At 65.0% G+C, this 12,890-nt stretch carries 12 protein-coding genes; 3 read left to right on the top strand and 9 right to left on the bottom strand.

Annotated elements, in window-relative coordinates:
* Positions 1-112: 112 nt before the first annotated feature.
* Together VRZ08_RS09135 and purE are read right to left on the bottom strand one after the other, a co-directional pair.
* Complete coding sequence (locus tag VRZ08_RS09135; protein WP_414532357.1) at positions 113-1,213, bottom strand: 5-(carboxyamino)imidazole ribonucleotide synthase; 1,101 nt, start codon at positions 1,211-1,213, stop codon at positions 113-115.
* A complete protein-coding gene (gene purE / locus VRZ08_RS09130; RefSeq protein ID WP_107345785.1) occupies positions 1,210-1,698 on the bottom strand; it encodes a 5-(carboxyamino)imidazole ribonucleotide mutase in 489 nt (162 codons plus the stop codon). The genes VRZ08_RS09135 and purE overlap by 4 nt, the downstream gene beginning before the upstream one ends.
* A gap of 152 nt (positions 1,699-1,850) precedes the next feature.
* Between purE and VRZ08_RS09125 the strand changes: the two genes are divergently transcribed.
* Positions 1,851-2,579, top strand: a complete 729-nt coding sequence (locus VRZ08_RS09125) for a GGDEF domain-containing protein (protein ID WP_414532356.1) — start codon at positions 1,851-1,853, stop codon at positions 2,577-2,579.
* Here the strand turns inward: VRZ08_RS09125 and VRZ08_RS09120 are convergent.
* Complete coding sequence (locus VRZ08_RS09120; protein WP_012497433.1) at positions 2,569-2,775, bottom strand: YdcH family protein; 207 nt, start codon at positions 2,773-2,775, stop codon at positions 2,569-2,571. The two genes, VRZ08_RS09125 and VRZ08_RS09120, sit on opposite strands and share 11 nt — an antisense overlap.
* A 357-nt stretch (positions 2,776-3,132) precedes the next feature.
* On the opposite strand from VRZ08_RS09120, the gene VRZ08_RS09115 reads away from it, so the two are divergent.
* The gene (locus VRZ08_RS09115) at positions 3,133-3,315 is read left to right on the top strand and encodes a YdcH family protein (protein ID WP_414532355.1); all 183 of its coding nucleotides are present in this window, start codon (positions 3,133-3,135) and stop codon (positions 3,313-3,315) included.
* A gap of 424 nt (positions 3,316-3,739) precedes the next feature.
* On the opposite strand, the gene VRZ08_RS09110 is transcribed toward VRZ08_RS09115, so the two are convergent.
* The 3 genes from VRZ08_RS09110 to VRZ08_RS09100 form a co-directional block, all read right to left on the bottom strand.
* A complete protein-coding gene (locus VRZ08_RS09110; protein WP_414532354.1) occupies positions 3,740-4,942 on the bottom strand; it encodes an ABC transporter substrate-binding protein in 1,203 nt (400 codons plus the stop codon).
* 276 nt (positions 4,943-5,218) lie between these two features.
* Entirely contained in the window at positions 5,219-5,950 is a 732-nt protein-coding gene (locus VRZ08_RS09105; protein ID WP_414532353.1) for a GntR family transcriptional regulator, read from the bottom strand.
* 89 nt (positions 5,951-6,039) lie between these two features.
* Positions 6,040-7,140, bottom strand: a complete 1,101-nt coding sequence (locus tag VRZ08_RS09100; protein ID WP_414532352.1) for an NAD(P)/FAD-dependent oxidoreductase — start codon at positions 7,138-7,140, stop codon at positions 6,040-6,042.
* A gap of 169 nt (positions 7,141-7,309) precedes the next feature.
* Between VRZ08_RS09100 and VRZ08_RS09095 the strand changes: the two genes are divergently transcribed.
* The gene (locus tag VRZ08_RS09095; RefSeq protein ID WP_414532351.1) at positions 7,310-9,988 is read left to right on the top strand and encodes an EAL domain-containing protein; all 2,679 of its coding nucleotides are present in this window, start codon (positions 7,310-7,312) and stop codon (positions 9,986-9,988) included.
* 39 nt (positions 9,989-10,027) lie between these two features.
* Here the strand turns inward: VRZ08_RS09095 and VRZ08_RS09090 are convergent, their stop codons facing one another.
* The 3 genes from VRZ08_RS09090 to VRZ08_RS09080 form a co-directional block, all read right to left on the bottom strand.
* Complete coding sequence (locus VRZ08_RS09090) at positions 10,028-10,975, bottom strand: carbon-nitrogen hydrolase family protein (protein WP_263989516.1); 948 nt, start codon at positions 10,973-10,975, stop codon at positions 10,028-10,030.
* An 11-nt stretch (positions 10,976-10,986) separates the two neighbouring features.
* Complete coding sequence (locus tag VRZ08_RS09085; protein WP_414532450.1) at positions 10,987-11,610, bottom strand: flavin reductase family protein; 624 nt, start codon at positions 11,608-11,610, stop codon at positions 10,987-10,989.
* Between the two features lie 221 nt (positions 11,611-11,831).
* On the bottom strand, positions 11,832-12,887 hold the full coding sequence (locus tag VRZ08_RS09080) for an ABC transporter substrate-binding protein (protein WP_414532350.1): 1,056 nt from the start codon (positions 12,885-12,887) through the stop codon (positions 11,832-11,834).
* Positions 12,888-12,890 lie beyond the last annotated feature (3 nt).

The raw sequence follows: 12,890 nt of genomic DNA, 5'->3' as shown, positions 1-12,890 counted from the left end.
GGCGGGGCCGACAACGGCCAGGCCCTCCACCTAGAGGGCGCCCATGTACCAGATCGGGCCGGCAATGTCCACCTGACGCGACAATTAAGTTTTGCGACGTTGGTCGGTTCCGTCAGCGTTTTTCCGGCTCGACCACGGTGACATGGCCCATCTTGCGGCCGGGTAGGGCATGGCGCTTGCCGTAGAGGTGCACGGTCGCCCCGGGAACGGTCAGCCAGCGGGTATAGTCGTGAACGTCGGCGCCGATCAGGTTGGTCATGGTCACTGCGCCGTGCCGCACCGGCTCGGCGAGCGGCCAGCCGGCGATCGCGCGGATGTGCTGCTCGAACTGCGAGACCGAAGCGCCATCCAGCGTCCAGTGCCCGGAATTATGCACCCGGGGGGCGATCTCGTTGACCAGCACCTTCGGTCCGTCCGCACCGGGCACCACAAACATCTCGACGCCGAGAACGCCGACATAGCCGAGCGCATCGGCGATCGTCTTGGCGATCCGGCGAGCCTCGCTCGCCACCGCGTCGGGGATCGCCGCCGGAGCCTTGGAGACTTTGAGAATGTGGTCGCGGTGCTCGTTTTCGGTGACGTCGTAGCTCACCACCTGACCATCGGCGCCGCGCGCGGCGATCACTGAGATCTCGCGCTCGAACGGCACGAAGGCCTCCAGAATCGCGGCCCGTGTCTCCAGGCTGGCCCAGGCCGCTTCCGGATCGTCGCCCGGACGCAGCATCACCTGTCCCTTGCCGTCGTAACCGAACCGCCGGGTCTTCAGTACCGCGGGCAGGCCGAGCTGGGTGACCGCGTCGCGCAGCGTCTGCGGCGAGGTGACGTCCGCATAGCCGGCGGTGCCGATGCCGAGCTTGGACACGAAGTCCTTCTCGGCCAAGCGGTCCTGGGTGGTCTCTAGGATGGTTTGGTTCGGCAGTACCGGTTTGCGCGCCGCCAGGACCAGCGCGGCGGAAGCCGGCACGTTCTCGAACTCGTAGGTGATGACGTCGACGTCCGAGGCAAACGATTCCAGCGCTTCGACATCGGCGTATTCGGCGCAAGTGCCGTTCTGCACCACGTCGAACGCCGGCGAATCCGGGTCGGGCGAGAATATCTGGCACTTCAGCCCGAGCCGGGCCGCGGCGAGCGCCAGCATCCGGCCGAGCTGGCCGCCGCCAAGAATGCCGATGGTATCACCGGGCTTCAGCGGTTCACGGCGGGATGCGCTCACGCTGCGCCCTCCGGCCGGGCCGCGACCGAATCGGTCTGCGCCTTGCGCCATGCCGCCAGCCGCGTCGCCAGATCGGAATCGGTCAGCGCCAGCACGCTCGCGGCGAGCAGCGCCGCGTTGATCGCGCCCGCCTTGCCGATCGCCAGCGTGCCGACCGGGATGCCGGCCGGCATCTGCACGATCGAATACAGCGAATCCAGGCCCGACATCGTCTTGGATTCCACCGGCACGCCGAACACCGGCAGCTCCGTCAACGCCGCGGTCATCCCCGGCAGATGCGCAGCCCCGCCGGCGCCGGCAATGACAATGCGGTAACCCGCTGCCTTTGCGCCTTTGGCGAAGGTATAGAGACGGTCGGGGGTGCGATGCGCGGAAACGATCTGGGCGTCATGGGCGACGCCAAGGGCGGTCAGGGTGTCGGCGGCATGCCGCATCGTCTCCCAGTCCGACTGGCTACCCATGATGATCGCGACGGGAGCTGTCATTCAAACGATTCTTTCGAGCGATTCTGTCGTGAATCCAGAAACATAGGTGGGGATTATAGGAACGCCAGCCGCTCCGGCCAAGGCGTCCGGAATGCACTATCCTTTCTTGGTCAAGAGCGGCAAGTGTTGTGGCTGTTCTCCGGCTGATTCTGATGAAAAAGAAGCCCATCCGCCCCTTATCCGCCCGCCGGTCTGTCGACCGCGGAACCCCGAAGCCTGCCGCCAAGAAGCGAAAACTGCCGCCTGCCGGGCCGCGCCCGGCCCCGGCAACGCCGCGGGCGCGGGTTGCTGGGGGGCGGCTGCCGGCCGATCCGCAGCTCAAGATCCGCCGACTCAAGGCCCAACTGGCCGCCGCTCTGGCCGAGATCGACGTGCTGCGCGCGTCCGCCGAAACCGACTTTCTGCTCGGCATTGCCAACCGCCGCGGCTTCGAGCGCGAGCTCGGCCGGGCGCTGGCCTACATCAAGCGCTACGGCGCCGGCGGTGCGCTGATCATGCTGGATGTCGACCGGCTCAAACCGGTCAATGACACGCTCGGCCATGCCGCCGGCGACGTCGTGCTGAAGGCAGTGACCGAGGCGCTGCTGCGCCACGTCCGGGCGTCCGATCTGATCGGCCGGCTCGGCGGCGACGAGTTCGCCTTGCTGTTGTGGAATCTCGACGAAACCGATGCGCGCGCCAAAGCGTTCGGCTTGGAGACGGCGGTCGACGAGCTTGCGATCCGCTACGGCGATCAAACGATCGAGGTCGGAATCTCCGCTGGCGTTGCGATGCTGACGCCGCAGATGGACGCGGCCGAAGCGTTCGCCGTTGCCGATCAGGCGATGTATGTCCGCAAGGGCGAGCGCCGCGCGGCGTCGGGTGCGCCTATCAAGCGATGATGTCGGGCGTGATCTGATCTTCGATGAAGGCGATGCGATCGCGCAGCGCCAGCTTGCGCTTCTTCAGCCGCTGCAGACGCAACAGATCGGGCGCAGGCGAATGGTGCAGCGCATCGATCGCGGCGTCGAGATCGCGGTGCTCTTGTTGCAGCTTGGCCAGCTCGGCACCGAGGTCGCCCTCGTCTTCGTCGGTCATGATCAGTGTCGGCTTGAACCGGTTCGCGAAGCGCGGCCCGGTTGCGGAGGAATGTCGATCAGTTCGCCGTCATTATCGCCTTTGCGGCGTTGCGAGCAAGCGGTGCGTCTGCGCATCGTGCGGCGTACGACCTTCGTCAGGTGAATAATTCGAGAACCCGCATTCCGGCATTCGATGGTCTCGAGGAAAGCCCGCATCCTCGGGCGTTTGCGGGGATGAACTGATCGTGCTCTCGAATCGTTTCGTGGGGCGCGAAATTATGACGCGGATATTTCAAGACCTATCGACAGACGCCACCAGAGATGTACACTTCCTCGTCCGGATGGAAATCAGTCTCACCAAAAGAGGAGGTTTCGTATGGCAATTCAGGCGCATCTGGTCGAACTGGAACGCAAGCACAAAGTTCTGGAGACCGAATTGCACGACGCTCTCGCCCATCCTTCTACGGACGACACGCGTATTGCCGAGCTGAAACGTCGCAAGCTCATGGTCCGGGATCAAATCGCGAAACTCAAGCAAACCAAGACCAGCGTACACTGACCTCCCTCACCGCACTGCAGCAAAGCTGCCCCTCGCAGACGTCCGCATCGATGATGTCGACGACGTGATGGCGACAGCTCCGGGACATCATTCACCTCTGACGCCGAAGAGCCTTCCGGGCGGCGCCAGAGGGGATTTGAAGTTCCAATCTCCAGGTGATTGACGCCGGTCACAGCGCCGCAAGGCGGCGAGGTGATCGGCAATCGCCATAAACGCCGCAGATCCTGGCAACCCATCCCAACCACTTTGATCAATCGGCGCGATGTTCGCGTGAGTGTTCATTGCTCGACGCGAATCCGTGTGTCGCGGACAGTGCCGATTCCCGATCCAATGATTGAGCACGCTGGCACGCCGCGCACGGCAGCCGACGCGATGCTTGCACCAGCCTTGACGCAAGAACCGCGACGCCGCCGCGTAGAGCGCGTTACTTGGTTGAGCGCACCTCTCCGAACCGTTCCCATTGCTTGCCGGTGAAGCGCATGAACTGGACCTGTTCGATCGGAAGGTGGTCGTCGGCCGCAGTCTGGACCTTGATCCCCGGCAGCAGCATCGGCAGCTCCAGCTGTTTGATCGAGAGCGCCTGCTTCATGATGTTGTCGCGGCTGAGATCGTTGCCGGCAGCCTTCAGCACGTGTTCGAGCACCATGCCGTTGTTGTAGCCGTTGACGTAGTTGGAATCGCGCAAGTCGCCGTCCGGGATGTACTTCTGCATGTAGGCCCGCCAATCCTTCACACCGGGATCGTCGGTCCATGCAGGATCGAGCGGATCCTTGACGTAAGCGGTCGAGATGATGCCGACACCGGCGTCGACGCCGGCCGGCTCCATCACCGATGACATCCACACCGAGACGTTGGACAGGAAGCGCATCGGCTTCCAGCCGATCTCGAATGTCTTGCGGATCGCCTGGGCGGCGAATTTCGGTGTTGCTGCGATGATCAGCGCGTCGGCGCCGCTGGCTTTCAGGCTGACGATCTGCGAGTCGATGGTCGGGTCGGTGACTTCGTACATGCTCGCGGTCACCGCCTTCTCGTAACGCTCGCCGAGCACATCGCGCAGTCCGGCAAGATAGTCGCGCCCGAAATCGTCGTTCTGTGCGATCACCGCGAAGGTGGCGTCCGGCTTCTTCTCCAAGGCATAGCGGGCGTACATTCTCGCTTCGTTGCGGAACGGCGCCATGATGCCCATGATGGCGAGTGGATACTGCGAGATGTCGCCGAATTTGGAGGCGCCGGAAGCGACGAATAGCTGCGGCACCTTCTTGCTTTGCAGATATTTGGCGATTGCTGTGTTGTGCGCGGTGCCCATGGTGGAGAAGATGAACGAGACTTCGTCGCTTTCGACCAGCCGCCTGGTCTGCTCCACCGTTTTCGGTGGCACGTAGCCGTCGTCGAGTGAGATCAGGTTGATCTTGCGGCCGTTGATGCCTCCGCGATCGTTGACCATCTTGAAGTAAGCGAGCTCGCCCTTGCCGAGAATCCCGAATGCCGAAACCGGCCCGCTATAGGGCATGGTCTGCCCGATGCGGATTTCGGTCTGGGTGATCCCCGGCTGGTCCTCGGCTGACGCGGCGGTGCCGATCAGGCCGAGGGATGCGGCGAGCAATGCCCGCGCGGTCGTGATGCGCATGCTGGTTTCCTCCGTTTGGTTTTTTGTCTGGTGCCGGTCGTTGAATCTGCCGGTCGTCGGTTCGGTCGAATGGTCGCTGCAGGATCGGAGATTGGCGATCGGCCGCAGGCGACCGGAGTTCTCATTGGCTTTGGGCTGTTCTCTTCGCGCGAACCGCTTTCGATCGCGCAAAGCCGCTGTTGCGGTGCTCGGGGCGGCCCTCGGGCGCCCTCGGCCATCGTTTCGATCACTTAAGCGACGCTGGCCGCGCCGCGAATATCGGCGAGACCCGATCAGTCACACCGCCCGATCAGCCTCGAGAAATCCACCGGAGGAGATCGCGACGCTGTCCTTGGTTGCGGTGAAATGCTTGGTCAAAGCCGCGACCGCCGCCCCGGCGTCACGCCTGATCACCGCATCGACGATGGCCGCATGCTCGATGTCGACATCGGCCGGATCGCGCCCGGAGTCGCGCCGGATCGACAGCCGTCGGTAGCGTTCGCTTTGTTCATGCAGAAGTTTGCGGAAGCGCATGAGCCACGGCGAGTCACAGCCGCTCACCAGCGCGAGGTGAAAGGCGTTATGGTGCTTGGCCCATTCGTCATAGTGCAGCGGATCGTCGCCCGGAAAACGGTGCGGAAACGCCTTCAGAGTCCCCCAGGTGGCTTCGACCGCATTGAACCAAGCCTGGTCGCCGAGTTCGATCGATCGCCGCAGCATCAATCCTTCGATCTCGATGCGCGATCGGGTGACGTCGGCGAGATCCTCCAGAGACACCGGGCTGACGCGGAAGCCACGTTGGTCGGCGGCCTGCACCAGCCCATCGGCGACGAGGCGGGACAACGCCTCGCGGACGGCCGCGAGGCTGACCGAGAACTGCTTGGCGAGGCCGGCGATGTGCAGCTTTTGTCCCGGCAGCAGGCGGGTCGCCAAAATATCGGCGCGTATCCGCTCCTGGACCGCGGAGGTCAGGCTCCGCGGGCCGTCGCCATCCAACGCATAGTGAAGGATCGGACTTGCGTTGCTCATGCTGCGAGCAAATCGCAGGAGGGCGCGCGCGTCAACAGAAAATCGATTTTCGATATTTCCGGGATAGGCGGGTTTCTGTCCGCGTTCGATCAGCCGGTGAGGGTGGCGACGTGGTCGGCAATGGCCAGCGAAGCCGTCAACCCGGGGGACTCGATCCCGAACAGGTTGATCAGCCCCGGCACGCCATGCTCACGCGGACTCTGCACCACGAAATCCTGCACAGCGACCGACGGTGGCACGATCTTGGGCCGGATGCCGGAGTAACCGGGTGACAGCGCGCCGTCGGGCAGGCCCGGCCAGTACTTGCGGATCGCCGGATAGAACCGCGCCGCGCGCGCCGGGTCGACCACGTAGTCGAGCTCGTCGATCCATTCGACGTCGGGACCGAACTTGGCCTGGCCGCCGAGATCCAGCGTCAGATGCACACCGAGTCCTCCAGGCTCCGGCACCGGATAGATCAGGTGGGAGAACGGCGCGCGCGCGCTGCAGGTGAAGTAATTGCCCTTGGCGAGATAGGGCGTCGGCACCAGCTCCGGCGGCATCGCCGCGATCGAACGCGCCACCGCAGTCGCACCGAGGCCGGCGGCATTGATCAGCAAGCGGCAGCCGAGCGTCATCGGCATCTCGCCGCCGATCTCGAGCGCGAGCAGCTCGCCTTCACGGCGTGCCGACAGCAGCGGCGCGTGAAACGCAAACGCCGCGCCGGCGGCTTCGGCATCACCGCGCAGCGCCAGCATGTAAGAGTGGCTGTCGACGATGCCGGTCGACGGCGACACCAGTGCGGCGACGCAGGACAGCGCCGGCTCCATCCGCTGCGCTTCGGCGCCGTCGATCGCGCGCAGATCATCGACGCCGTTGGCGGCAGCGTGAGCCCGGATCGACTCCAGCTTGTCGGCTTCCGCCGCGGTGGTAGCGACGATCAGCTTGCCGCATTTCCGATGCGGAATGCCGTGATCGGCGCAATACGCATACAGCGCCTGCCGGCCCGCGACGCAGAGCTGCGCCATCAGGCTGCCGGCCCGATAATAGATGCCGGCATGGATCACTTCGCTGTTGCGCGACGAGGTGCCGGTTCCGATCGCTTCGGCCTGCTCGACCACGATCACTTCACGGCCCTGCTGCGCCAGCTTCCGCGCGATCGCCAGCCCGACCACGCCCGCGCCGACTACGACGCACTCAACTTCATCCATCGATCCGCGCTCTTGTTGCGATTGACTCGTCCCGCGGCGTTTATGATCGGGTTAACCATCTCGGGTCAATTGATGAAAATTCGCGCAATCACTGCCTGCCGGGCCAGCGGTGTTTACATGTTCCAAACATCTCTTGCACCAGACTCGGATTGCAATCTCTGGGTGTTTTATGACGGCGCGGATGAGGAAAGCGGGCAGGGGGGCGGCATGTGCTGCATTGAGCGCCTGTCTGTTTTCGACGGCCGCTGACGCCGCGTCCGGCTTCGTGCCTGCCAGCTACATCGGCAATGTCGAGCCCGAAATTCTCTGGGAATTGCTGATCGGCGGCTTCGTCGTTGCGGCTTTCATGTGCGCGACCGCACTGTGGGCGACCTCGATGCTGCGCAAGCAGCGCCGCGCCCATCGCCGCAAGAACATGCTGGTCGACTCCGTGCTGAACAAGCTGCAGCAGGGCGTCGTGATCGCCGATGCTTCGGGCCGGATCGTATTCTGCAACGATCGCTATCTCGCGATGTACGACCTGACCCGCGCCGAGGTCACGCCGGGAATGCCCGGGCGCGATCTGTTGGCGCTGCGGCGCGCCCGCGGCATGCTCGATCTCACCAATGACGAGTTCTACCGCAATGCCGGTCTGCCGCAGGGCTACGTTTCCGAATTGCCGGACGGCCGCTGCATCCAGGTCAAGTTCTCGCGGCTCGCCAACGGCGGCACCATCGCGACCCATGACGATTGCAGCGAACTGCGCCGGGTGTCGAAGGAACTGTCGACCACCAAGCAGTTCCTGGAATCGGTGATCGACAACATCCCGGTCTGCGTCGCTGCCAAGAGCATCGAAGATGGCCGCTACATCCTGGCCAACCGGGCGTTCGAGACGCTGTCCGGGCTGAGCCGCGACAAGATCATCGGCGCCACCGCCGACCAATTGTATCCGGCGCGCTCCGCGGCGAGCATCCGTGAGGCGGACCAGAGCGCGCTGCAATCGACCACCGGCGCCTATCAATCCGAGCTGACTGTCGAGATGGGCCGGAGCGATCGCATTCTTGCCAGCAACCGCGTGGTCGCTCGCAACGAACACGGTGAGCCGGAATTCCTGATCGCGCTGTTCGAGGACATCACCAATCGCCGCGCATTGTCGGCCGAATTGGAAAAGACCAAGCGCTTCCTCGAACTGGTGATCGACAACATTCCGGTGGCGCTGACGGTGCAGAACACCGCGGACGGCCGCTACGTGCTCGCCAACCGCGGCGCCGAGATCATTCTCAACCGCCGCCGCGAGGATGCCACCGGGCTGACCACCGGCGAGATTTTCAACGCCAAGGAAGCCCGGCTGATCGCCGAGCGCGACGAACTGGCGATCCGCAAGGGCGGCCTCGTCGTCGAGGAGCATCCGATCTCGACCGCCGGCGGCTTGCGGCTGTTCGTGACCCGGCGGATGACCGTCACAGATCAGGCCGACCAGGCGAACTATCTGATCAAGACCCATGTGGACGTCACCGACCGCCGCCAGACGGAGGCGCGGATGGCTCACATGGCGTATCACGACGGCCTGACCGACCTGCCGAACCGTGACGCGTTCCTGAAGTCGCTGACCCAGATGATCGAAGCGTGCGACAACGCTGTCGATGAGTTCGCCGTGCTCTCCGTCGACCTCGATGGTCTGAAGGAGATCAACGACGTGTTCGGCCACGCGATCGGCGACAAGCTGCTGATCGAGGTGGCGCGTCGGATCGAATGGGCGTCGCGCGGCGGCGTGGTGGCACGGCTGTCCGGCGACGAATTCGGCCTGATCATCGATGGCCCGCAGCCGGCTGCGGCGCGCGACCTCGCCAGCATGGTGGCGAAAGCGCTCGCGCCGGGCTTCGTCATCGACGACAAGACGGTGCGGATCGGCGTCACCACCGGCGTCGCGCTGTTCCCCGCCAACGGCACCGATGCCGCTTCGCTGCTCGCCAACGCCGGCGCCGCCTTGTTCCGTGCCAAGGCCAAGGCGCGTGGCTCGGTCACGGTGTTCGAGCCCGAAATGGACATGCAGATCCGCGACCGGCGGGTGCTGCATCAGGATCTGTCGAACGCGATCCGCAACGGCGAGATGTCGCTGTACTACCAGCCGCAGGCGTCGAGCACCAAGCGGGTCGGCAACAACGACATCGTCGGCTTCGAAGCGCTGACGCGCTGGCGTCATCCGACCCGCGGCTTCGTGCCGCCGAGCGAGTTCATTCCGCTCGCCGAAGAGAGCGGGCTGATCGTCGAGCTCGGCGAGTGGATCTTGCGCGAAGCCTGCCGTCAGGCCGCCTCATGGGCGCGGCCGCTGCAGGTCGCCGTCAACCTGTCGCCGGCGCAATTCCTCAACACCGATCTGGTCGCCTTCGTGCACGAGGTGCTGCTGCAGACCGGGCTCGAACCAGGCCGGCTGGAATTGGAAATCACCGAGGGCGTGCTGATCGAAGATTTCGATCGCGGCCTGTCGCTGCTGCGCCGGCTGAAGGCGCTCGGCGTCCGGGTGTCGATGGATGATTTCGGCAGCGGCTATTCTTCGCTGACCTATCTGCAGGCTTTCCCGTTCGACAAGATCAAGATCGACCGCGCCTTCATCATGAATCTCGGTCGCAATCCGCAATCGGCGGCGATCGTTCGCGCCGTGATCGGCCTCGGCCACGGCCTCAGCGTGACGCTGGTGGCTGAAGGTGTCGAGACCCAGGATCAGCTCGACTTCCTGGTCGACGAGTCCTGCGATGCGGTGCAGGGCTATCTGATCGGCAAGCCGGCGCCGATCGATCAGTATCGCTGGCTGGTCGGGCTCGATGCGCTCGACGACAGCACCCCGCTCCGTGCTCGCGAAGCAGGCTGATCGCCCGCTTCGCCCAGCGCGCAGAAGTTCGTCAAGAGCTTAGGCGCCGGTGTTGTCCGGCTTGCCGCCGAACGCCACCGGGGTTTGCGGCCGCTCATCGACATGCAGCGTGAACAGGTCCGGCCGCGAATAGTGGCCGACCGCGTCGAAGTCGAGCTTCGAGCCGAGGATGTCGTCGGTGTCGATGTCGGCGGTCAGGATACCTTCTTCGTCGAGCAGCGGGCCGGCGAGGATTTCGCCGAGCGGGCCGACGATCACCGAGCGGCCATGCATCATCCACTCGTCCGGGCCGGCCTCGATCCGGCTGGCATAGTCCGCCGGGAAGTCCGAGCGCCGCATCACCTGGCAGGCGCCGATCACAAAGCAGCGGCCTTCCAGCGCGATGTGGCGCATCGTGGCGATCCAGGTCTCGCGGTCGTCGGCGGTTGGTGCCGCCCAGATCTGCACGCCCTTGGCGTAGTAGGCGGCGCGCATCAGCGGCATGTAGTGCTCCCAGCAGATCGCGCCGCCCAGCTTGCCGTAGGGAGTGTCGACCACGGTGAGCGTCGAGCCGTCGCCGAAGCCCCACACCAGCCGCTCCGAGCCCGTCGGCATGAGCTTGCGATGGATACCGAGCAGGCCGGTCGGGGCCAGATACAGCGCCGTGCAATAGAGCGTGCCGCCGTCGCGCTCGATCACGCCGACCACGGCGTGGAGGTCGTGTTCGGCGCAGGCGGCGACGAGCTGATCCACTTCCGGCCCCGGAATAGTGATGGCACCGCGGACGTAGCGGGCGAAATCCTCGCGGCCTTCCGGCGTGCGCCGTCCGATCGCGCAGCCGAAGTCGAGACCCTTCGGATAGCCGCCGATGAAGGCTTCCGGAAACACCGCGACCTTTGCGCCCTTGGCGGCGGCTTCGCCGATCAAGGCGACGGTGCGCGCGGTCGCACCCGCGGCGTCGAACGGAATGGTCGTCGCCTGCACTGCTGCGACTTTCAATTTGGCCATCTGATGAGTCCTTATGATGCGGTGGTGAGGGTGACCTGCGCGTCCTGCCAGAGCGGACGGTCGAGATCGAACAAATCGCGGGTGCGGGTGTAGGCGGAGGCGCCGTGCATCCGGCCGACGAGATCGAGCGCGGCGTGGTCGACACGCGGGCGCTCCGGATCGCCAGTGAGGACGCGCTGCGAGTAGTGTGCGTGCAGTACCTCGCCGACCACCATCACCTGGCCGGGGCCGGTGTCGAGCCAGTGGGTGCGGCGGCATTCGAATGCGACCGGCGAGGCGGCGATGCGCGGCGGGGAGACGGCGACGCTCGGCAGCGTCTGAAGCCCAGCGAGATCGAGTTCGTCGACTTCCGGCGGGGCTTCGACGCAGGTGGCGTTCATCGCCTCGACTAGGCTGAACGGCACGAGGTTGACGACCAATTCGCCGGTCGCGCGGATGTTCGCGGCGGTGTCTTTCGGCGCGTCGGGCCGCGCCAGAATGCCGAGCGCAACCACGGGGCGATCGGAGCCGAACATGTTGAAGAACGAGTAGGGCGCGGCGTTGACACAGCCGTCGGGCGATCGCGTGACGACCCAGGCGATCGGCCGCGGCATGATGGTGGAGGCGAGCAGGCGATAGCGATCCGCGCCGGACATCTTGGCGAAATCGAAGTGGCGCTGCGGCTGTGATACCAAGTCGTGCAAGTCTCTCACTCGCGGCTTTCGTCATGGTCGGGCTCGTCCCGCCTGCGCGGCCGAAGCCGCTTCGGCGTGGCGGAGGCCCGCCATCTACGTTCTTACTTGGGGTAGTCACTGAGAGGCGTGGATGGCCGGCACAAGGCCGACCATGACGAGTTCATGTGTGCAGCTCGAGCCGTTTAGGCCCGGGTGATCTTCACGCTCTTCGGGTCGAAGCCCTTGGCCACGGCTTCCTTGTCGGCCGCGCGGGCGATCGTGGTGTCGACGAACTTGCTGACGTCGGGCACGCGCGGCAGCAGCTTGTTCTCGACGCCCCATTTGGCGAGCGTGTCCATCTTGGCGATCTGCGCAGGCGTCAGGGTCGCCTTGATGTCGCTGAACGACTTGGCGCTCCAAGCCGGATCGTAGCTCGACGCCTTCTCCAGCACCTCGACCGGAATGTTCTTGGCGGGCTCCAGCGTGCGGAACCAGCCGTTGACCAGATCGTGGTTCTGGCTGGCGAAGAACAGCGCTTCGGAATTCGCCATCAACATCCGCTTCAGCACGTCGGGGCGGTCCTTGAAGAAGCGGTTATTGGCGGCGAGCACGATCACCGGCGTAACGTTCTGCGATACCACCTGGGCGAAGCCGGCGTTCTCGAAGAACGATACGAACGGATCGTAGGTGAAGAACGCATCGATGCGCTGCGAACCGACTGCGTCGGCGAGTTCGGCAGGGCCGACATTGACGAAGGTGACGTCCTTGCCCGGCGTCAGTCCGGCCTTCGCCACGGCTTCCTGCGCGTTCTGGAACGCGGTGATGCCGAAGGTGCCGTAGATCTGCTTGCCCTTGAGGCCAGCCAAATCGGTGATGCCGGACTTCTTGGTCGTCAGCACGGCCGAGCGGAAGATCGCCTGCGACGACACGGTGGTGACCGGCGCGCCGATCGCCATCGTGGTGACGGCGGCAAAGTCGGACAGCGTGCCGATGTCGGCCGCGCCGGAGACCAGCGCCTCGGTGATCGCCGGCGACGCGGCGAGCTGGATCATCTCCATCTTCAGGCCGTGACGCTCCGCGATATCGGTGCGCATCAGCACATGGGCGATCTGGGCCGACACCGTGGTGGTGTTGAACCAGCCCATTTTGACGACGTCGGCTCCCTGCGCGCGCAGGATCGACGGCGCCGCGAGCGGCATGGTGGCGGCAAAGCCGGCGGCGAGCTGACCGAAGCGGCGGCGCGATACAGTGATTGTCACGGC

The sequence above is a fragment of the Rhodopseudomonas sp. G2_2311 genome (assembly GCF_047501505.1).
Classification (GTDB): domain Bacteria; phylum Pseudomonadota; class Alphaproteobacteria; order Rhizobiales; family Xanthobacteraceae; genus Rhodopseudomonas; species Rhodopseudomonas palustris_H.
This window is presented reverse-complemented; position numbering and strand designations above follow the sequence as displayed.